The organism is Algoriphagus sp., assembly GCF_013373065.1.
In the GTDB taxonomy this organism is placed as follows: domain Bacteria; phylum Bacteroidota; class Bacteroidia; order Cytophagales; family Cyclobacteriaceae; genus Algoriphagus.
This window is the reverse complement of record NZ_JABXIN010000020.1, coordinates 59,279-80,222: the sequence shown is the minus strand read 5'-3', so window position 1 is coordinate 80,222 and position 20,944 is coordinate 59,279. Positions and strand designations below refer to the sequence as shown.

The window sequence follows — 20,944 nt, the reverse complement described above, 5'->3', positions numbered from 1 at the left end:
CCCATCTGACAACAGCGAAGATGTATTCGTACATTTCAGCGGTTTAGTAGATGAAATTCGTCAAAATGACAAGGTTACCTATAATTTGGTTCAAGGTAAAAAAGGAATCAACGCAGTAAATGTGAAGGTGGTTGGGTAATCCTGTCTTCCTATACTTATCAACTCAAAGTTAAAAGCTTCAAAATCAAAAAATCATGAATGAAGGAACAGTAAAATTCTTTAATGACTCCAAAGGATTTGGATTCATTACCCCATCTGACAACAGCGAAGATATATTCGTTCACATCACAGGTCTTGTCGACGAAATCCGTCAAAATGACAAAGTAACGTATGACACGGTTCAGGGTAAAAAAGGAATCAACGCAGTCAATGTAAAAGTAATCGGTTAATCCCTATTACTTGATTTGGCCGGGCTTCACAGCCCATCAATTCAAAATATTATGAACGAAGGAACAGTAAAATTCTTTAATGAGTCCAAAGGATTTGGATTTATTACTCCAGCAGACAACACAGAAGATGTGTTTGTTCACATCACAGGTCTTGTCGATGAAATCCGTCAAAACGACAAAGTAACATATGACACCGTTCAGGGTAAAAAAGGAATCAACGCAGTTAATGTGAAGGTAGTAGGATAATCTCCGCTCCTTTTCATAAAAAATCAAAGGTGGAATTTCTATTCCACCTTTTTTTATGCCTCAACCTTTCCAGTGCTCTGGGTTATTGAGCCAAATACCCTCCATCGATCGCATAATAAGAGCCTGTCACAAAGGAAGATTTTGGAGAACTTAACCACAAAATCAATTCTGCGACTTCTTCGGCTTTTCCGAGTCTACCGATGGGATGCAATGACTCAACCGCTTTTATGGACTCCTCATCAAGATTTTTGGTGAGCAAAGGCGTAAGAATATATCCAGGTCCTACGGAATTGACCCGAATATTTTTAGTTCCATATTCCAAAGCTGTTGTTTTGGTTAAGCCTACTACTCCATGTTTTGCAGCAACATATGCCGGCGCCATCCGGGTACCCACCATTCCTAAGATCGAAGCGATATTGACAATCACACCACCCCCATTTTTTTCCATAGCAGGGAGTTGATAATGCATTCCATAAAAGACTCCGGACAGGTTTACTCCGATTACCTTTTGCCAGCCTTCCAATGGATAATCCTCTGTTTCGGCTAATGGCCCTCCGATTCCTGCATTGTTAACGGCAATATCTAATTTCCCATACTTCTTCACAGTAGCTGCAACCAAGGCTTCATTATCTTCAGGTTTTGAGGTGTCTGCCTTAAAGAAAAAGGAATCACCACCCTGTTTAATGAGTTCTTCAACGACTTCTTCGCCTAGCTTTTCATCGATATCAGACACCACCACTTTTGCTCCTTCTTTGGAGAATAAAAACGCAGCAGCCTTTCCGATTCCAGAAGCCGCACCTGTAATGATTGCTACTTTATTTTCGAGAGTTTTCATAGCGATTGGATTTTAAAAGTTTGAAAATCAAGAATATTGAGAATAGAATCTCCCTCTTACCTAAACGAAATTCAATCTTTCTTTGACTTGATTTAGGGGGATTTTTTAGTAAGAATGACAAAAATCAGTTAACTCAATTCTTTTATTGCAAGCAGAATAATTTTGAAGTAGCCGCCCCTAAACGGGTAAATAAAAAAATAAAGAGAGTCTTAATCCAGTCTTTTTTTGATCTGGGCAAATACCCGGTCTGCATCAGTCTTTTTACAAAAATGATCTCCAACGATTACAACAGGAGCCGACTTACACATATCCATGCATTTGGTTTGGATGAGTTTGCATTTTCCTTTTAGGGGGCCAGATTTAAAGTCTTCCTTGAGTTTTTTCTTCATCCCCTTCGCTCCTGCTTTTTTGCAATCAGAGCCTGTGCAAACAAATACTAATTCCCGTTTATGTCTCATCCTATCCCAACAGATTACATACTGGAAACTGCTTGCATCATTAAGCCACAGAGATAGGCGCCATAGGTTCCTACGGCATAGCCAAGCACAGCTAACAAAACTCCTACCGGAGCTAAAGAGGCATCAAAAGCTCCTGCTACAATAGGGGCTGATGCAGCCCCACCCACATTCGCTTGAGAACCAACAGCTACGTAGAAGAAAGGAGCTTTTATAATCCAAGCCACCAAAAGCATAATCAGGATGTGGAAGAACATCCATAAGATTCCAATAACAAAAAGAATCGGGTTATCTAAGACTGCTCCTAAGTCCATTTGCATTCCGATCGTCGCTACCAAGATGTACAAAAAGACAGAGCCAAAACGGGATGCTCCTGCTCCTTCTAAGTTTCGTGCTTTGGTAAATGATAGTCCTAAACCAGCTGTGGTAGCTACAACCACTATCCAGAAAAAGGCAGAATCTAATGAGTAGTCTTTCAATTGAGGATAGTTCTCACCAATAAATGGAGCCACCGTATCAGCAATCCAGTGAGACAACCCCGTAATACCAAAGGCAACTCCTAGAATAATCATAGAGTCGGAAAGCGAAGGAATTCGCATGATTTTGGATCTGAAATCGGCTATTTTATCCCGAAGCTCATAAATAGCTGTGGTATCCGCCTTAAAAAGGCGGTCCAATTTTTCGGGTTTAGCAGCCCAATACAGCAGAAATGCCATCCATAAATTAGCCACTAATACATCCACGGCAATCATTTGTGCGAATAAGTCCGCATCTGCACCAAACACTTCCAACATGGCTGTTTGATTCGCCCCTCCTCCTATCCAAGATCCAGCAATGGTAGCCAAGCCTCTCCATACTTCCATTGGACCACTACCTCCCAAAATCTCAGGCTGTACCAATCCTACTGTGAATAAAGCCATCGGACCACCAAGCATAATACCAAGCGTTCCTGCTAAAAACATGGTCAATGCTTTTGGACCCAATTTTAAAATCCCTTTTAGGTCGATACTTAGGGTAAATAAAACCAAGGAAGCCGGCAGTAAATACCGACTGGCCACGAAATACAAGCGAGAACTTTCTCCAGAAATTATGCCCAGAGAGTTGAAGACGGCTGGAATAAAATAACAGAGAAGAACAGTGGGAACGACTCTATAAAACTTTTGGAAAAATTTATTTTGACTGGAAGCCGTACTAAAAACAAGTGCCAAGATGGCTACTAAAAGACCGAATACAATTGCATCATTGGTAATTAGTGGGGTGGTTGATTCCATAGTTGCTCCTTGATCTTCTTACAACAATACCAACAATTGGCCAAAAGCCCAACTCAAAAATTCAACCTTCACGCAGCAAATGCTCCAATTCACTTAAAATCATAGCGGTGGCACCCCAGACAATTTCCCCATGCAAATCAAAATAGGGAGTATCCAACTCCAAGCGTTCAGCCAATTGTAGAATCGTTCGTTTTTTTCTGCTCGGTTCCAATACCAAATCTAAACCAGTTGGGAGTACTTGCTCTACTTCCCGTTCTTCAGGAACGAATTCAGGAATCTCCAAAATGCTTCCAATCACAGGCGTAACCAAAAAGTTGGAAGTTGGAATATATAATTCACTCAGCTTTCCGAGTATTTCCACCTTCCTGCTTTGCACTGCCACCTCTTCTTCCGCTTCGCGTAAAGCTGTATAGAATAAATCAGGATCAGTTTTATCCATTTTCCCTCCGGGTAAGGCAATTTGCCCACTATGGACACCTTGATAGACAGGACGTTTGATTAAAGGAAAAAGAACCCCTTCATTCGAAGGATATAGCAACAGTAAGACCGCACCTTTTCGATGATTACTGGGAACTTTGGGTTGAAAGCGTCGCATATCCACCGGCTGAGGAGCCATTTCTAAATGAGCCGCTTGACCAGGAAGATCTTTCTCCAGTCTATTTTTTAGAAAATGAACGATCTCAGCGTGGGTCATTGAGGAGGAAAATCGAATAATCTCTCAATTAAGTTTCACATCCAAAAACATCCAAACTTTTCAAAGCTTTAATTGATATCTATCCGCTTTTAAAAAAAATTATATGAGATAAAAACCCTGATCAATATCATTTTGAGCCCTATCCCAAATCAGACATAAATACCCGAAATTTTTAAAAATTAAACTTCAAACATAACCATCGATGCCATGAAAACTTTCTTAAAAATCGTCTTTGGATTAATGATCATCGGATATTTCCAAGCCTGTAAGACTTATCAACCTTTGGAAAATAAAACAATCCAAACTCAGGAAACATTAAGCCAGCAAAAGAAATTGGAATTGCAGCTAGACCAAGTAAATGAACATGAGAAAATTAAAGTCCTATTACAAAATGGTAAAGAATATGAATTAGAGTATTTGTCTCATTCAAGAGATATTGTTTACACCAACCGGATCCAAACAGCCTCCGAAAAAAAGGAAAATACTACTAAAACTCCTTTTGAGGTTCCATTGGATCAACTAGTAACTTTAAAAGTATTACGTACCAATTATTTAATTTCTATTGGAATTCCTGCTGCACTTTTGATAGGATTCATAGTTTATATGTCTACTGTGGATCTAAGCATAGGACCCGTTCTTTAGGATATCAGTAAAGGCATGATTTGCTTTTTTCTAAAAGATATTTTCCCATTTAAACTACTAAGACCAACAAGAATAATAAGCATAGATTTTCAAAAAAAGCAATAAAAAAGGCCGGGTTATCACCCGGCCTTTTCCTGCTCTCAAACCTATTAAACCTATTGTAGATATTCGATTATGAATACCTGCGAAAAGTAGAAAATGTTTTCTATTACTCCAAACAATCGATTGCGAAAGATTTTCAAAATTTTATTCTCCAATCCAAAAACCCGCTAAATCGTTTAAAATCAAGCTTAAATGGCAGAAATTAATTTTAAAAATTTTAAAGTCTTTCACCTGAATTTTGATCTCCATTTTTTATGCAATCGTGTGCATTATTTTCGCAATTCAAAACGGCTAAATCATTCCCTTCTTCTTTTGCTCCATTCCTTTTCAATTTTTCTTAAAATTCAGCTTCTTGCAGAATGCCAAGACGCGCACTTCCATTAGCAAAAAAGATTTTTTCAGGATTTGAAAGTTACATCCGTAGCTTTCAAACCTACACCAGGCTTGCCCCCCAATATTTTCGTGAACGGAACTGGGCAGCAATGCAGCTCAATCACAAACAGCGCCTTCGATTGTACAAGGATTTACTTTTTCAACTTGTTATCGAATTCAACGACATGCTCGGAGAGGATGCCGATAATCGTCAAATCTGGCTTTTAATTCGGCAAGAGTATCAGGCTATGATCGCTGACCGACCAGATGTGGAGCTTGCAGAGACATTTTTTAATTCAGTCATTCGAAAAGCTTTCCCGGGAATGTCGATTGATGAGGAGCTGATGTACGTCATGGAGGGATATCAAATCTGCGAATGGCATGAGAATAGTCACCTAGTCCATAGCTATCCCAGCCAAATGGGTTTGGAAGCCATTATTCGAAAAATATTGAATGATTTTGATCCAGGAGTCCCCTTTCTGAATAAGGAGGAAGATGTTCAGTTCTTGATCCAAAGTGTCAAGGAGGTCATTCTCACCCGATATAACCCTGGCCCTGAAACCAGAACCGAAATTCTAAAATCCGTTTTTTACCGGAACAAAGCAGCTTACCTTATCGGCAGAACCTATTTGGGGCACAAATGGATGCCATTTATTATTCCCATGCTCCATGGCGAGAAGGGTGTTTTTGTGGACACCTTGATTTTTGACCGGAATATCATGAGCCATTTGTTCAGTTTCACCCGATCCTATTTTATGGTGGATATCGAAGTCCCTTCTCAAATTGTCGGCTTTTTGAGCTCGGTAATTTCCCATAAGAAGACCCATGAATTATACAATGCGATTGGATTCAATAAGCACGGCAAGACCTTGTTCTACAGAGACTATTTATACCATTTACAATCTTCTACTGATCAATTTGTAGTTGCTCCCGGAGTGAAAGGAATGGTGATGACCGTATTTACACTCCCCTCTTTTGACGTAGTTTTCAAAATAATCAAGGATCATTTCGAACCGCCAAAAAACATGACCCGGCAGGAAGTGCGGGAAAAATACAAACTAGTCTCCCTTCACGATCGCGTTGGACGAATGGCGGATACGCATGAATTTGAATACTTTCATATTCCTTTAGAACGGATAAGTGAGGAATTAATGAGAGAGCTGCGAAACACCGCCAACTCACTTTTAAAAATCGAGAACAATCAACTCGTGATCAAGCATCTTTACACAGAACGGAAAATGCGCCCCCTCAATTTGTATTTAGAAGGTTGCAGTAAAGAAAAAGGCTGGGCTGTGGTAGAAGACTATGGAAGGGCCATCATGCAATTGGCACAGGCAAATATTTTCCCGGGGGATATGATGACCAAAAACTTTGGACTCACCCGTCAAAATCGGGTTATTTTTTATGACTATGATGAAATTGAATTCTTGACGGACATGAATTTTCGTATCAAACCCAAACCTGAAACATACGAACAAATTTATGCTTCAGAACCTTGGTATGATATTGCCAAAAACGACGTTTTCCCTGAGGATTTTAAGCGTTGGATGATTGGAAGACCGGATTTAAAGGATCATTTTCTAGATTACCATCACAAACTTTTTGATCCAGCTCAATGGCAAAAAATTCAAACGAAAATCAGAAATGGCGAATTGCTTCATGCTTTCCCCTATCCGGATGAAATCAGATTCCGGCCTCTGGAAAAAGTTTAATTTCATTTTCCTAGCCTCAACGACTATTTTTGTATATCACCTTTGGATTGATCTCAAAGCCTATCCATGAACCCAACAGAATTACCCGATTTTAGTACGGTCACCAAAACCAAAAAAATCATCCTTCTCACTCCGAATGATGATGATAGACCTGTATATATCGCGGGAAATTTTAATAACTGGGCCACACAGGATTACAAATTCCGAATGGAAAAAATCAAGGAAGGCCGTTATGAATTCACCTTTCCCGAAGGAAAAGAATTTGAAGGAGAGCTGATTTATAAATTCACCAAAGGGGATTGGTCCGAAGTAGAAATTGACCGGTATGGGAACAAAACTCCTAACCGAACTTGGAACAATTCCGAATGGGTCCGAACTGAAAAAGTGGCCAAATGGCGTCATAACTGGCTCCCCTACCGCCCTAGTCAATTACCAAAAATCCACTTGATTTCGGAAGAATTTGAGATCCCTCAATTGAATAAGAGACGGAAAATCTGGGCATTGCTTCCCCATGACTACGAAACAAGTGATGAGCATTATCCCGTGCTTTACCTCCAAGATGCCCAAAACCTCTTTAATGAGAAATCTGATTTCAATTGGCAGATTGATAAAAAGCTGGCCGTAATGTCCGACTACGGTATCGGAAAAATCATCATCATCGCCATTGAACATGCCGAATCAGACCGGATTCAGGAATACAATGTTGGCAGAACCCTCCTTGGAGTGGGACATGGAAAAAAATACATTCGTTTTATCACAGATACACTCAAGCCTTTTGTAGACAAAACCTTCCGAACTAAGCCAGAACGAGAATTTACAGGTATTGGAGGGAGTTCGATGGGAGGTTTAGTCAGTATTTTTTCAGGCTTAATCTATCCTGAGGTTTTCGGAAAACTGATGGTCTTTTCTCCCTCCCTTTGGGTAATCCCCAAAATTAAATTAGGGTTTTTGGACTTTTTTGAACCTCAGGAAACCCGCCTTTATCTCTATGCTGGAGGCGATGAAAGTGAGACCATGGTTGACCATGTTACCAAATTCAGAAAAAGGCTTCTCAAGCGGGAAAGCCTGCAAGGAAAAATGAAAATTCGCCTATCCATCAATATGGAGGGCAAACACAATGAAACCTATTGGAGCGACGAGTTCCCAAAAGCCATCGAGTGGCTATTTTTCAGCGATAAACCTGACTAATCATGAAATTTCAATTCCATCCCAAAAATATAAATGAGGGAGTTCTCCATGTACTTCCTTTAGTTGAGAAAGAAACCGAACAATTCCTTCAAAATAGATTTCCGGAATCTGGAATTTCTGAATCTCTATTTTCAGGTAAAAAAGATAGCCACTATGCATTTACTGCAAATGGAAACCTCTATTTACTGATCGGTCTGGGCTCAAATCCCAACTATAAGGAAGTAGAAAATGCTTTCCGAAGAATCCTTTCCAAAAAAAGTGATTTGGTAAAAAGTGAAGTGATTTTAGAATTTCTAGACTCCTTTTCAGCCATCCTTTTAGAGGCAGCACTTGTAGGTTTTGGGCTTGGGGCCTATTCAGCTGATTTTTTTAAAGAAAAACGGAAAGAAAATTTCAAAAAGCTCAAAGTCGGAATTTTACATCCCGATAAATCCTTTAAAAATATCGTGGATCGAGCTGAGAAAATCCTACACGCCAAGACTGAGGCATTCCGGATGGTGGATTTACCTCCGAACGTGTTGACCCCGGAATATCTCGCTGACTGGTCTAAAAATTTGGCTCAGGATCAGAAATTAGATGTGCATATTTTTGATGCAAAAAAAGCCAAAAAAATAGGCTTGGAAGCATTTCTTGCTGTAGCTAGAGGTTCCGTAAAAGAACCTAGATTTATTATTCTGGAATACAGACATCAAAAGGCCAAGAAACACATTGGATTAGTCGGTAAAGGCGTCACCTTTGACACGGGGGGACTCAATGTCAAAACTCAGGGAATGCATTACATGAAGTCCGATATGGGAGGAGCTGCTGCGGTTCTGGCAGCCACACAACTCATTGCTTCCTTATCCATCCCCATTAATCTGACAACCATTGTACCTGCAGTTGAAAATGCGGTTGATCAACATGCCTACCTCCCCTCGGAAGTAATTCAAAGCCATTCCGGAAAATCCATTGAAATCGTAGATACTGACGCTGAAGGACGCTTGATTTTAGCAGACGGCTTGTCCTATCTCGTAAAAGAATATCAACCTGATCATATAATTGATTTAGCAACCTTAACTGGCTCAGTTGTAGGGACTTTTGGATATGAATGCGCCGCTTTATTTTCAAATGATGAGCAATTAAGTCTACTCATTCAAGAAGCTGGAAAAGCCGTAGGGGAAAAATCTTGGCCCTTACCTATTTGGAAGGAATATGCTCAAGAAATGGATAGTGAAATTGCAGACATCCGCAATTATCACGGAAAACCAATTGCAGGCGCAATCACAGCAGCTACCTTTTTGCAAGCTTTTACCCACGAACATCCTTCTTGGGCTCATTTAGATATTGCAGGAGTGGCTTTTTCGGACAGTGAATTTTCAAAAAGCAAAACAGGAACCGCATTCGGTGTAGGTTTATTGCTTAATTTGATAGAAAATCATCTTTAATATGGAAACTTCAGGCAACACTTTTCTATGTATTTCCAACTACTTTAAAGGAAATGCTTTTTTGATTTCGCTTAAAAAACAAGGAAATCGGGTCTTTTTGGTTACCTCTGAAAAATTGAAAGATTCAGCTTGGGCCTACGAATACATTGACGAGGTTTTTTATATGCCAGGGCAGGATTTGGACTGGGATTTAGAACTTTTATTGAAAGGGGTTGGCGGCCTGATGAAGGAAAACAAAATTGATGCGATTGTAGCCTTAGATGATTATGATGTTGAAAAGGCAACTTTCCTTCGTGAAAACCTCCGAATCCCTGGAATGGGCCAAACCACCGGAAGATACTTCCGCGACAAATTAGCCATGCGAATTAAGGCACAGGATGCAGGAATCAATGTCCCGCCTTTCTCGCCTTTGTTCAATGATGAAGATATCAATCAATATGCAGACCATGTGAAAGCCCCCTGGGTCCTAAAGCCTCGCTCAGAAGCTTCGGCTCATGGGATTATCAAGGTTCATGATAAAGAGGAGCTTTGGAAGCATATCCATGAATTGGGAGATAATAGACTCCATTACTTGGTGGAGCAATTTAAGCCTGGAGATGTATACCATGCTGATGGGCTGATGTTTAATGGAAAAAGCCTTTTCCTTACCGTCTCTAAATACCTTGCAACTCCCATGGAAATTTCCCAAGGTGGAGGAATTTTCCGATCGGCAAATTTAGAATACGGCTCAGAGGATGAACAAGCCATTAAAAAATCCAATAAAGCCATTATGAAGGCCTTTGGGCTACAATCCGGTGCGAGCCATACGGAGTTTATCAAATGTCATGAAGATGGAAAAATCTACTTTTTAGAGACATCATCCCGAGTAGGTGGCGCGCATTTGGCTGAAATGGTTGAAGCTGCAACTGATATAAATCTTTGGGCGGAATGGGCCAAAATTGAAGATGCCTTGGTCAAAGGAAAAGAATATAAACTTCCTAAAGCCTCCAAGCAGTATGCAGGGATTGTTCTTACACTATCCAAATATGAAAAACCGGATTTGAGTGGATTTGATGATCCTGAAGTATATTTTCGAGTACCTTTGGATTACCATGCAGGTTTGGTCCTTCGGTCCAAAAGTAGAGATCGTGTTAGTAAGTTATTGGATGAGTATGCGGATCGTTTGGCTCGGGATTTTTCAACCACTGCTGCAGCTCCAGAAGTCAAAAAGTTTCACTAAGGAATCAAACTGGATTTTAGAACTTTTCTTCAACCCCTAAACCAAAGAGTGCAAAATCATATTTGATTGGATCCTTGGGGTCAAATTCCCGTAAGCGTTCGGTAAGTTCAAGTGCCGTCTGCCAATCGGTTTGTTTCCTTGTAATCAGCCCCAACTTTCGAGCTACTCGATCCACATGCAAATCACAGGGACAGATCAGTTGACTGGGCTGAATACGCTTCCATATTCCAAAATCCACCCCCTTTTCATCGGAACGAACCATCCATCGCAAAAACATATTCATTCGCTTACAAGCAGACTTTCTAGCCGGAGTAGCAATATGCTTTCGGGTTCGACTTGGGGACTCTGGCATGGAAAAAAACAGCTCATGAAAATGGATGAGCATTCCTTCCATAGGCTCTCCTTCCTTCCCATTGTGAGTAAGAAAAGCTTCCTCCAAAGAGGAGTGATTTCGATAAAACCAGGATAAAAAGTGAATAAAGTATAGGGTATCCACTTCATTGAAGGTGCGATGCTTGAAATTCAAAAAAGCTTTCAAATCAGGTTCCTGATGATTGATTATAAAATCATGAGGTGAATTCTCCATTCTTTTAAAAAGATCCAGGCATTTTGAAATGATCGTTTTTCGCTGACCCCAAGCCAAGATGGCTGCAAAAAATCCAGCGATCTCTATATCCTCTTTTTTTCGAAATAAATGGGGAATGGAAATAGGGTCATTAGGGATAAATCCCGGCTGATTATACTCTTCGACTTTTTCGTCTAAAAACCCCTTTAAATCCTGCATGGAACTTAGAGTGCAACTTCTACTTCTCCTCCCTGCGTCCCATCAAACCATTTGAAAAAGAGCTGGTTTTCAACACGTTCTGAGACATGCCAATCAAAGCATTTGATCGTAGTCAGCGGCCGCAAACTATCCTCATCGGGATTATACAAGCAAATATCAAAATCTGGAAGGTGCTTTGGGTCAGTACTATTCCATTTTTCCAAAATCAGCCCCTCTTCAATTATGCGAACCTTATTTCCAAAAACAAAATCGGAGAGCACAGAAGGAACACCATCCATTCGTCGTAAGCGAAATCCTGACGGGCCAAACATGATGTTTTTAACCAATTTAGCTTCCAAAAGCTCTTGAGTATGGGGCATGAGTTCCCATTCGCTTTCCTTCAATACCACCTTTCTTCCTTCAGGCTTTATGCGTGTCAGTAGCTTGGATAATTGTGAAAAAAGCCATGTCAATCCAATAAACAACAGGCCAAAACTAGCCAGAATGGGATAAGAGATCACAAAAATCAAGTTCCAGATAAAGCGGAACAGATGGTGGAAGAAGAGCTGGATTTTATTCATGTACTTGTACTAGAACACAAAGGTACCTTGGATAGCCTACAATGACAAACCTGTCAATTTCTCAATTCAGAGGAATATTTAAGGAAAAACCCGTAAGACCTAAGGTCAGTTGCTCAAAAATGGCAGGTATTTCTTGCCCATGCTGCTGGTGAAAGGCATACATCACTCCATCAAAGACAAATAAAAACGCTCCCTGAAGCATCAAGGCTTTTCCAAAACCCTGAAGCTTTAAATTGGATTTTCGAAGTCCTCGCTCCTTCAAATAGAAACCACTGGAGACATAAGCTACATCCAATGCAGCATTGAACAAAAGGATTTTTTCAATAGAATTTTGAGCATTGATTGTCTCTAATAATCCTAGATTATCTGGATTCTGAGTGGCTTGCCAGTACCCAAATCCTGCAATCAAAAGATTGACCGAATTCCAATACAGATTCATTTGATGAAAAGCTTTGACCTCTCCCGTGGTCTGTCCAGCCGCTATTCCTCCCCAAATCATATTTCCTATTGCCCAAGTTCCGAGAATCAACATGCCTTTACGGTTATAATCCAGGCGCATCTCATTGAATCCTGATAACTCCTCAGAAGTTTGAGCAAAAATTTCTGTGGAAAGACAAAATGAAAAAACAATTATTAGAAAGAAGAATACCTGTTTTTGATTCATAGAAGCAGAACTTGGAAGATTGGATATAGTTCAAAAAAAAGCCCGATTTAAAAAACCGGGCTGTTTGAATTCAATTTTAGTAGGTGACCTCCACCGGGAATCGGGAATTAACCGCTTTCAACTGCTCATAAGCAGCTTGGGATAATTTGATCAGTAATCTAGAGTTGTCTCCTGTTTCAGGCAAAACTCCTACCACCCTTGCAAAAATGGTAATGTCATTCTCTTCATTTCTCACTCGCATGATGGTTCCTACTGGGGCGGTTCGATGAAGAACCAAATATTTTTTATGACTATCGGTTCCGGGAATTACCTCTGCTTGGCCCAGCTCTGAAATATTTTTAAAGCCACCTGTACTAGCACCATCTGGAACAGCATGCATTTCCTCAATGGAAGAAGCTACTTTGGGGTCTCCTACGATGGGCACCTTAGAAGGTCCAGGCTCTGCCCTACCTACTTTCAGCACTTGACCAACTTTCAAATTATTGGAGCTCAGGGCATTCCAAGTGATCAAATCTTCTAGTTGAGCATTGTATTGTTTTGCAACCGAAAATAAAGTCTCACCAGACCGTACCTCATGGGAAATCCAATCTCCCGGGACTATTGGCGTTGAATTGGAAGAAGCAGTAACAACTGTAGAAGCAGGTGTTTCACTCGTTTTCTTTACTGCTTTTTCAGCCTTTTTAATTTCCTCTTTAGGAGCGTCTACTTTCTTTTCCGCTATTTGTTTTACTTCTGTCTTTGGAGTTTCTTCTACTACTGGCGCTGGTGTAGGTGTAGGTTTAACTTCGGATACAGGACTTGGAGCAGGTTCTGTTTGACGAATTATCAAAGCCTGTCCAACACTTAAATCATTTCCTTTGAGCTTGTTCCAAGCTTTTAATTCTTCTACACTGACACCGTACTTTTTGGAAATGGCAAATAAGGTTTCACCAGAGGCAACCTTATGTAAATCCGAACCTTCAGGAATAGCGGCTTCACTGATAAAAGGAATCCGAATTTGTTGACCGATTTTTAGACCACTTTTTAAGGTTTCATTTGCCTTGACAATATCTCCCACAGGAGTTCCATAGCGGCGAGAAATTGCAAACAACGTTTCTTTAGCCTCCACTTCATGAATGACAAAACTTTGTCCCCCGATCTTTTCTGTTCGAAGAGAATCCAAACCTGTTGCAGATAAGGTCCCCCAAGAAGCCAAAACAATGAAAGTGGTTAATGTCAAGTATTTGGGCATTTGCATAATCCTGTATAAAGTTAAAATCTAAGGTGAAAATCGATTTAGTAAGAAAGTATCAAGAATTATGCTAAACAGCAGCGAAGCCCCTCAAATCCCAGGATAGCTAGTTAAAAAGTCAAATCCAATGATCTTTTACTACCCAATCAACGTGAAAATTCATTGAAAAAGGTATCTTGCTATATGAGTCGATTTCTAATTTGTATCCTATTGTTGCTTGGGTCTCTCTCCCAGCAAATTCATGCTCAAACAACGCCAATTGAGCGAATTTATCTTTTCAAAATTGATCGGGATATCGATCCTGCGATGAACCGAAGGGTGAAATTAGCCTTGGAGAATGCTACAAAGGAAGAAGCTGACCTAATAATCATTGAAATGGATACCTATGGAGGAGCTGTGAATGATGCGGATGATATCAGAACCATGATATTGGAGGCTCCTGTCCCTGTATACACATTTATCAATAAGGATGCAGCATCTGCGGGGGCGCTTATTTCCATTGCAAGCGACAGCATATATATGGCGCCGGGTTCAAGTATAGGAGCAGCCACTGTTGTCAGCGGTACGGATGGAAGTGCAGCTCCTGATAAATATCAATCGTACATGCGATCCATGATGCGTAGCACTGCCGAAGCCACGGGAAGAGATCCAAAAATCGCCGAAGCCATGGTCGATGAAAAAATCGAAATCGAAGGGATAAGTGAAAAAGGTTCTGTATTGACTTTATCTGTTTCCGAGGCAATCAAGTATGGATTCTGTGAAGGAGAATACCGATCTATTGATGCTATCTTAGAAGCACAGGGAATTGAGGATGCTGAAATTATATCCTACAGTGTCTCTGGTACCGAGCAGATTATTTCCTTCTTCCTCAATCCTGCTATCTCAGGAATTTTAATTCTGATTATCATAGGAGGAATTTATTTTGAGCTGCAAACTCCAGGCGTGGGGTTTCCTTTGGCGGCTTCAATTGTGGCGACCATACTTTATTTTATTCCCTATTACCTCAATGGTTTGGCAGAAAATTGGGAAGTGATTGTATTTGTAGCAGGAGTGATTTTACTCGCCATAGAATTGTTTGTAGTCCCTGGGTTTGGCATTTTTGGAATTTTAGGAATCATTGGAATCTTTGCCGGGCTAGTCCTTGGAATGCTTCCCAACCAAAATTTTGATTTTCAATTCGTCCCTGCAGAACAGCTATTCACTGCTTTATTGACAGTGATTCTAGCGGCAATAACAGCTGTCGGCTTAATTTTCTGGCTCACTCCCAAAGTGAATTCCTGGAAAGCATTTAACACCATAACCCTGGCAACTACTCAGGATAGAGGTGAAGGATACACATCCACCTTTTATCCTGAAAGTCTAAAAGGAAAAACAGGAGTGGTTCATTCTAGGCTTAGGCCAAGTGGAAGGATTGAAATTGAAGGAGAAATTTTTGATGCCTATTCCCGTGGCGAGTTTATCGAACAAGGAGAAAAAATAGTGGTCATCTCTACTGAGGGCACCTCTTTGAAAGTGAAAAAACTCGAAGGCTAAACGTATGCTTTTTGCTAAGTTTGCCACATGAATCCCTTTCAAAGCATTTACGAAGCAATCGGTGAAGAAAAAATCCAGGAGCTTGTTCATCATTTCTATCAGGGAGTAAGTAAAAATGAAGAGCTACGAAAGCTTTACCCTGAGGCCGATTTAGGACCTGCTGAAAGACGCTTGTTTTTATTTTTGGTTCAGGTTTTTGGTGGACCTCAAACCTACTCAGAAGAACGGGGTCATCCACGACTTAGACTTCGCCATATGCAATGGAAAATTGATTCCAATCTTCGAAACCATTGGATGAATACCATGCTTGATGCTATGGATCAAGTGGAATTGGAACAGGGCGTCAGGGAAATGATGATGGGATATTTTATCAAGGTTGCAAATCACATGGTAAATCATGCGTGATTTTTTTAGAGGATTATATTCGATCTACGCAGGGCTTTTATTTGTCATTAGCTTCATCCTTATTTTTCCATTTTTCCTCATTTGCATTTGGGTTCCTGGTTGGCAGGCCTTTGGAAGAAAAATAAACCAATATTGGGCAAAGGTTTATTTTACCTTGATCTTCAAACCCGTTCACCTGGATATGAGGTGCAAATTGAAAAAAAATCAACCCTATATTTTTGCTGCCAACCATTTCTCTTATTTGGATATCCCCATGATGGGCTTCATTCCGGGAGATGTTCAATTTATAGGGAAAGCCTCCATCCGAAAAGCACCATTATTTGGTTATTATTTCAAAAAACTACACATCGCTGTAGACCGATCCAGAGTAAAGAGCCGTGCCGAAACCATGCGTAGAGCGGGCCTGGCACTTGACTCTGGAAGCAGCATTGTCATATTCCCAGAAGGAGGAATTTATTCTCAGCACCAACCGAAAATGGTTCATTTTAAATATGGCGCATTCCGCTTGGCTATTGAGAAACAAATCCCCATTATTCCTGTCACATTATCGTTTAATCATCTAATTTTACCCGAAGACGGCAGGTTTTTGCTGGGTTTCCATTCGGCTAAAATGGTATTGCACGAAGCTTTGATTCCTGAAAAAGACACGACAGAGGAAGATTTGAAAGAAAAATGCTTTGAGATTATTCAAAAGCAATTGAATACTGATAATGGTATCAAGTAAGAATTTTAATTATGAAAATAGATAAAGAATCCATCAAAAAAATAGCGCATTTGGCTCGACTTGAGTTTGATGAAAAGAGTGCTGAAAAAATGTCCCAGGATATGAGTCAAATTTTAGATTGGGTGGAAAAGTTGAAAGAATTGGATACAAAAAATGTGGAACCCTTGACTACCATGTCTTCCGAGATTAATGACATGCGGGAAGATCAGGTAGGAATTCATTTAGATCATGAAGCAGGGCTGAAAAATGCACCTAAGCGTGATTCAGATTATTTCCGAGTTCCAAAGGTTATTGAATAATGCAAGAACCCAAATCCCGCCTTCTGGGCTATATTCCTGCTCTCTTGTTCATTCTTGTCGGAGGGCTTTTTTCATCCTACTATTTACTATTTAATACAGTCCCATACAGGAATCTCCTTCCCGGCTATTTTCTGGATAGGCTCCCTATAGCTTTTGATTGGGCGGCAATAGGCCCGCTGTCCTTTCCAATCGTAGTGGACAACTTCTTGGTTTTTCAGGAATTTCAATCATTCGCCCCTCAAATTCCTTCTATTGAAAATGAGTTTTTTGCCATCCTATCGTGCATTCTCATTGCCTTCTTTTTGAGTTTAGTATCTTCCTTTCGAAAATGGGGCTTTCTTATTGCATCTACAGGCTGGATTGTTCTCTTGGTCCTTAGCAACTTGAATGGACTGAATATCGAAGGACTGAACAGTAATTTCCCCCTCATCATCGCCATAGTAGGAACTCTGGCAGGGCCTGTTTTCTTCCATTTAGAAGGAAAGCAACGAAGCCTTTTCCTCCGCTTTTTTGTGAATTTGGCTCTACTAGCTGGAACGGTTTATCTTTTAATCACTTACAGTTCAGTTCCTCAAGCAGGGGTTTTCTTAGGTGAGCATGTTTTGATTCTTCTGCTTGGATTGAGCATTGCCTGGATCTTTTGGAATGGCCACTCTGTTCTTTCCGGATTATATATACTTCTTACTCGCGCGAATAAAAATCTAGGTCTCAAGGTTTCAATTCAGTTCCTATTCCTAGGGCTCATTTACTTGGTCTTGTTATTCAACATCTTTTTGGATTTAACAGGTCTTCCGATTTCCTGGATTCCTACAATTCATCCATTGCTTTTAGTATTTCCAGTAGGTCTTTTAGGATGGCTAGTCTTACGTGTAAAAGCAAAAAATGACGTCACCTTGGTAGCCAACCCTTCTTCCTTGGAAGCGCTTCAGCTTCTTGGTTTTGGGCTTACTTTGTGGGTTATCTGGAAGATTAAACTGGTAGGAAACCAACCTGCAGAAGAGTTGCTCAAACACCTTTTCACTTACACACAATTAGGGTTTTCCACCTTTTTTATGATCTATGTCTTTTCAAACTTTCTCAACCTCATGGATAGTGGAAAAGAAGTGGAACGCGTTTTATTCAAACCTTTTTCGCTCCCTTATTATCATTTGCGCCTTGGAGGACTCATCGCTCTTTTAGTGTTGACTACCTACGCCGATGGCATTATTGGTGTTCAGGTCAATGCCCTTAGCAATCAAGTTTTGGGGGATTACTATTATGCTACTGATCAGAAATTAGAAGCAAGTATTCTTTACGAAAATTCCTGGTTTCGATATAGAAATAACCCAAAGGCAAAAAATGCATTGGCTCATTTGCTATTGGAAATGAAACAACCTTCTTTAGCCAAGAGTCATTTAGAACAAAGTTTTTCTGAGGCTCCCCAAGAGGACAATATCATCCTTTTGGCGGATCGATTTCATAAGGAGCAGAAAATATTTCAGGCAATCACAACCCTCGAGCAAGGGTTGACCTTTTTCCCCAAAAGTGAGGCAATCCGTAACAATCTGGCTTTGCTTTATACCAAATCAAATCGACCTGAAGATGCTATCAATCTTTTGGAGGAAGCTCCTGAAGGTCAAAAAATCAGTCAAACCAACCTTCTAGCTACACAACTTAAATCCGGAAATCCGGAAGTTGAGGCCACGAATACAGATGATTTCCCGGGATTGATCAATGCCTTAGCCCAGCAGCATGCATTGGGAAACTATCCAGAGCCCGATTTGATATCCTCTACTCAAAGATCTCTAAATGAAAGCGATTCTCCCCTTTTGATTCAGGCAGGACTTCGAAATTTATTTTCTGTTTTGGGTCAACCCAACCCTGAGTCAGATTTGAGCTTATTGGATTCCCTTTGGCAAGAAGAGCAGATGAATCCCTACATCATGTCTTTGCAAGAAACCGCAGTAATCCGAGGTCTATCTGCGGGTAGAGTTGGAGATGCGATCAAAAATCTCAATGGATTGGCTTTTCGAAATCCGGGAGATGCGGGCTATTTCCTCCACCTTTCAAGTAACATCCTTGCCCAACAAATGGATTTCAAGAAAGCTGGAAAAGAATTGCTTGCTGCCAGAGAACAAGGATTTCAGGCCTTTCAAAATTACCATTGGGAATTATTGATTTTGGGTGGGTTTGAACAAGAAGCCGAAGAAATCCGCTTGAATTATAACCTGGACTTTCCTGATTGGATACAAAACCCCGACTCGGAAAAAAGCATTTACCTAGAACTGATCGAAAATCTCCATGAGCGCTTACCTGAAGATCTTTTTGAAGATTGGAATTCTCTTGAAAATGAGCTCTTAAAGGCAGATTTGGCTCAAAGATTATTGATCTACAAATCACATGGATTAACCCAAAAAACAATCCAAGCACTTGCAGATTTCATTCAAAAAGTGCGCGGGGCGAATGCCCAATTGGCTCAGTTTGCAAATAACCCTGATTTACAAAATCAGGAATCTGTACAAACATTCTTAAACTGGCTGGGAAAGGGAGATGAACTAACTGGAAACCCATACCTATCCCCTCTTATTTGGTCTGCCCAATTGATTCAATCTGACCCTTTGATCCAATATGAAATTTTGAATACAGCAACTGAATTCAACCGGGATCCAATTCTTTGGATGAAAAAAGTTCAAGTAGCTCGTCAATTAGGCTTAAGTAATTATGCTACGGATGCTCTGGGCAAAATGAGCGAATGGATTGATGATGAGACGCTTTATCAACTTCAAATGCGCAAATTTTAAAGACAATTTTCGCTTTTTCTGAATATTGAATCTATTTTTAAGCAAACTAAACCCACACCACATGAGTAGAGTCATCGAAACTCACGAAATCAACAAAACATACAAAATGGGAGCTGAAATTATTCAAGCTCTCAAATCCGTTTCAATTACAGTCGATCGAGGAGAATACGTAGCTTTTATGGGGCCTTCCGGTTCAGGAAAATCCACACTCATGAATATTATAGGCTGCTTGGATACCCCTACCTCAGGGACTTACATCCTCAACAATAAAGATGTCAGTTCCATGAGTGAAAATGAATTGGCTGAGATTCGAAACAAAGAAATCGGCTTCGTTTTCCAAACTTTTAACTTACTACCTCGAGCTACCTGTCTTGAAAATGTGGCTCTTCCGCTTGTTTATGCAGGATACAGCCGTGAAGAACGTGAGGAAATGGCATTCAAAGCACTCGACAACGTAGGTTTAGGTGATCGAACAAAACACCGCCCCAATGAACTTTCTGGAGGTCAGCGTCAGCGGGTAGCCATCGCAAGAGCTTTGGTAAACGACCCTAGTATTATTTTGGCTGATGAACCTACCGGAAACTTGGATACCAAAACCTCTTATGACATCATGGAACTGTTTCATGAGCTTCATAGTAAGGGGAATACAATCATCATGGTAACGCACGAAGATGATATTGCGCACTATGCGCATCGGGTTGTACGCCTTCGAGATGGTTTGGTTGAATCAGATACCATCAATCCGAATCCTACTCGGGCAGCCACTGCTCAGGTTTAATTTAAGCCTCCTTTTCCAAGAAGATTCTTATTTTTGTGCGAGCAAAGCAGGGAGCCGAATGAAAATCTACACCAAAACCGGAGACGAAGGAATCACCTCTTTATTAGGCGGAATCCGAGTACCAAAATCAGACTTACGAATTGACGCTTATGGAACAGTGGACGAGCTTAATTCCTATGTCGGATTGCTTCGTGACCAAGAAATTAACCTGAACAGAAGTGAGGAGTTAAAGGAAATCCAAGACCGCTTATTCACAATAGGTGCAGATCTTGCAACCAGTCCTGGTAAGGATAAAGTTAAAAAACCCGACTTATTCGACACAGATATAGAGTTTTTGGAGGAAAAAATGGATGAAATGGAATCCAGTTTACCTCCTCTCACCGCATTTATTTTACCAGGCGGACATCCATCTGTTTCGTTTTGTCATTTGGCTCGGACCGTCTGCAGAAGAACAGAACGACTTGTCGTTGAACTTGCTTCCTACGAAGAAGTCAACCCCTTAGTCATCAAATATCTAAACAGACTCTCAGACTACTTCTTCACTTTAGGAAGAAAAATGGCCCAAGACCTTCAGGTCGAAGAAGTGACTTGGAGTCCAAGAATTCAAAAATAATCCTCATTCAGTAAAGGAATTTCT

Annotated in this window: 23 protein-coding genes; 15 read left to right on the top strand and 8 right to left on the bottom strand. The window is 40.5% G+C overall.

All coding sequences use genetic code 11. From position 1 onward, the window contains the following. From HWE15_RS13570 to HWE15_RS13560, 3 genes are all read left to right on the top strand, one after another. Positions 1-139: cold shock domain-containing protein (locus HWE15_RS13570; RefSeq protein WP_290508087.1), on the top strand; the 139-nt coding region annotated here is incomplete at its 5' end. A gap of 55 nt (positions 140-194) precedes the next feature. Further along, the gene (locus tag HWE15_RS13565) at positions 195-389 is read left to right on the top strand and encodes a cold-shock protein (protein WP_290508084.1); all 195 of its coding nucleotides are present in this window, start codon (positions 195-197) and stop codon (positions 387-389) included. Positions 390-440: 51 nt separating this feature from the next. Next, complete coding sequence (locus tag HWE15_RS13560; RefSeq protein WP_290508083.1) at positions 441-635, top strand: cold-shock protein; 195 nt, start codon at positions 441-443, stop codon at positions 633-635. A gap of 82 nt (positions 636-717) precedes the next feature. Here HWE15_RS13560 and HWE15_RS13555 read toward each other — a convergent pair whose 3' ends face one another. The 4 genes from HWE15_RS13555 to HWE15_RS13540 form a co-directional block, all read right to left on the bottom strand. Continuing rightward, entirely contained in the window at positions 718-1,470 is a 753-nt protein-coding gene (locus HWE15_RS13555) for an SDR family NAD(P)-dependent oxidoreductase (protein WP_290508082.1), read from the bottom strand. 209 nt (positions 1,471-1,679) lie between these two features. Beyond that, the gene (locus tag HWE15_RS13550; protein ID WP_290508081.1) at positions 1,680-1,928 is read right to left on the bottom strand and encodes a (2Fe-2S) ferredoxin domain-containing protein; all 249 of its coding nucleotides are present in this window, start codon (positions 1,926-1,928) and stop codon (positions 1,680-1,682) included. Positions 1,929-1,942: 14 nt separating this feature from the next. Further along, positions 1,943-3,196, bottom strand: coding sequence for a DUF819 family protein (locus HWE15_RS13545; RefSeq protein ID WP_290508080.1), 1,254 nt, complete (start codon positions 3,194-3,196; stop codon positions 1,943-1,945). Positions 3,197-3,257: 61 nt separating this feature from the next. Then, the gene (locus HWE15_RS13540) at positions 3,258-3,890 is read right to left on the bottom strand and encodes a CoA pyrophosphatase (protein ID WP_290508079.1); all 633 of its coding nucleotides are present in this window, start codon (positions 3,888-3,890) and stop codon (positions 3,258-3,260) included. Positions 3,891-4,097: 207 nt separating this feature from the next. On the opposite strand from HWE15_RS13540, the gene HWE15_RS13535 reads away from it, so the two are divergent. The 5 genes from HWE15_RS13535 to HWE15_RS13515 all read left to right on the top strand — a co-directional run bounded on the left by HWE15_RS13535 (position 4,098) and on the right by HWE15_RS13515 (position 10,549). Then, a complete protein-coding gene (locus tag HWE15_RS13535) occupies positions 4,098-4,532 on the top strand; it encodes a hypothetical protein (protein ID WP_290508078.1) in 435 nt (144 codons plus the stop codon). A 461-nt stretch (positions 4,533-4,993) separates the two neighbouring features. Beyond that, positions 4,994-6,718, top strand: coding sequence for a bifunctional isocitrate dehydrogenase kinase/phosphatase (gene aceK, locus HWE15_RS13530; RefSeq protein ID WP_290508077.1), 1,725 nt, complete (start codon positions 4,994-4,996; stop codon positions 6,716-6,718). 66 nt (positions 6,719-6,784) lie between these two features. Further along, positions 6,785-7,906: an alpha/beta hydrolase-fold protein gene (locus tag HWE15_RS13525; RefSeq protein ID WP_290508076.1), complete on the top strand. Its 1,122-nt coding sequence runs from the start codon at positions 6,785-6,787 to the stop codon at positions 7,904-7,906. 2 nt (positions 7,907-7,908) lie between these two features. Then, positions 7,909-9,330, top strand: coding sequence for a M17 family metallopeptidase (locus tag HWE15_RS13520; protein WP_290508075.1), 1,422 nt, complete (start codon positions 7,909-7,911; stop codon positions 9,328-9,330). A gap of 1 nt (position 9,331) precedes the next feature. After that, positions 9,332-10,549, top strand: coding sequence for an ATP-grasp domain-containing protein (locus tag HWE15_RS13515; RefSeq protein ID WP_290508074.1), 1,218 nt, complete (start codon positions 9,332-9,334; stop codon positions 10,547-10,549). 16 nt (positions 10,550-10,565) lie between these two features. On the opposite strand, the gene HWE15_RS13510 is transcribed toward HWE15_RS13515, so the two are convergent. The 4 genes from HWE15_RS13510 to HWE15_RS13495 form a co-directional block, all read right to left on the bottom strand. Then, positions 10,566-11,333, bottom strand: coding sequence for a TIGR02757 family protein (locus tag HWE15_RS13510; protein WP_290508073.1), 768 nt, complete (start codon positions 11,331-11,333; stop codon positions 10,566-10,568). Positions 11,334-11,338: 5 nt separating this feature from the next. Then, on the bottom strand, positions 11,339-11,893 hold the full coding sequence (locus HWE15_RS13505; protein WP_290508072.1) for a hypothetical protein: 555 nt from the start codon (positions 11,891-11,893) through the stop codon (positions 11,339-11,341). 61 nt (positions 11,894-11,954) lie between these two features. Further along, a complete protein-coding gene (locus HWE15_RS13500) occupies positions 11,955-12,557 on the bottom strand; it encodes a hypothetical protein (RefSeq protein ID WP_290508071.1) in 603 nt (200 codons plus the stop codon). Positions 12,558-12,633: 76 nt separating this feature from the next. Then, positions 12,634-13,776 (bottom strand): LysM peptidoglycan-binding domain-containing protein, encoded by a 1,143-nt coding sequence (locus tag HWE15_RS13495; RefSeq protein ID WP_290508070.1) that lies wholly within the window; start codon positions 13,774-13,776, stop codon positions 12,634-12,636. Positions 13,777-13,971: 195 nt separating this feature from the next. On the opposite strand from HWE15_RS13495, the gene HWE15_RS13490 reads away from it, so the two are divergent. The 7 genes from HWE15_RS13490 (at position 13,972) to HWE15_RS13460 (ending at position 20,920) form a co-directional block, all read left to right on the top strand. Beyond that, positions 13,972-15,321 (top strand): NfeD family protein, encoded by a 1,350-nt coding sequence (locus tag HWE15_RS13490; protein ID WP_290508069.1) that lies wholly within the window; start codon positions 13,972-13,974, stop codon positions 15,319-15,321. A 27-nt stretch (positions 15,322-15,348) separates the two neighbouring features. After that, entirely contained in the window at positions 15,349-15,726 is a 378-nt protein-coding gene (locus HWE15_RS13485; protein ID WP_290508068.1) for a cyanoglobin, read from the top strand. A gap of 181 nt (positions 15,727-15,907) precedes the next feature. Then, positions 15,908-16,450, top strand: coding sequence for a lysophospholipid acyltransferase family protein (locus tag HWE15_RS13480; RefSeq protein WP_367204001.1), 543 nt, complete (start codon positions 15,908-15,910; stop codon positions 16,448-16,450). A gap of 11 nt (positions 16,451-16,461) precedes the next feature. After that, positions 16,462-16,749: an Asp-tRNA(Asn)/Glu-tRNA(Gln) amidotransferase subunit GatC gene (gene gatC / locus HWE15_RS13475; protein WP_290508066.1), complete on the top strand. Its 288-nt coding sequence runs from the start codon at positions 16,462-16,464 to the stop codon at positions 16,747-16,749. Continuing rightward, on the top strand, positions 16,749-19,529 hold the full coding sequence (locus HWE15_RS13470; protein WP_290508065.1) for a hypothetical protein: 2,781 nt from the start codon (positions 16,749-16,751) through the stop codon (positions 19,527-19,529). The genes gatC and HWE15_RS13470 overlap by 1 nt, the downstream gene beginning before the upstream one ends. Before the next feature lie 61 nt (positions 19,530-19,590). Continuing rightward, a complete protein-coding gene (locus HWE15_RS13465) occupies positions 19,591-20,307 on the top strand; it encodes an ABC transporter ATP-binding protein (protein ID WP_290508064.1) in 717 nt (238 codons plus the stop codon). A 58-nt stretch (positions 20,308-20,365) separates the two neighbouring features. Beyond that, on the top strand, positions 20,366-20,920 hold the full coding sequence (locus tag HWE15_RS13460) for a cob(I)yrinic acid a,c-diamide adenosyltransferase (protein ID WP_290508063.1): 555 nt from the start codon (positions 20,366-20,368) through the stop codon (positions 20,918-20,920). Positions 20,921-20,944 lie beyond the last annotated feature (24 nt).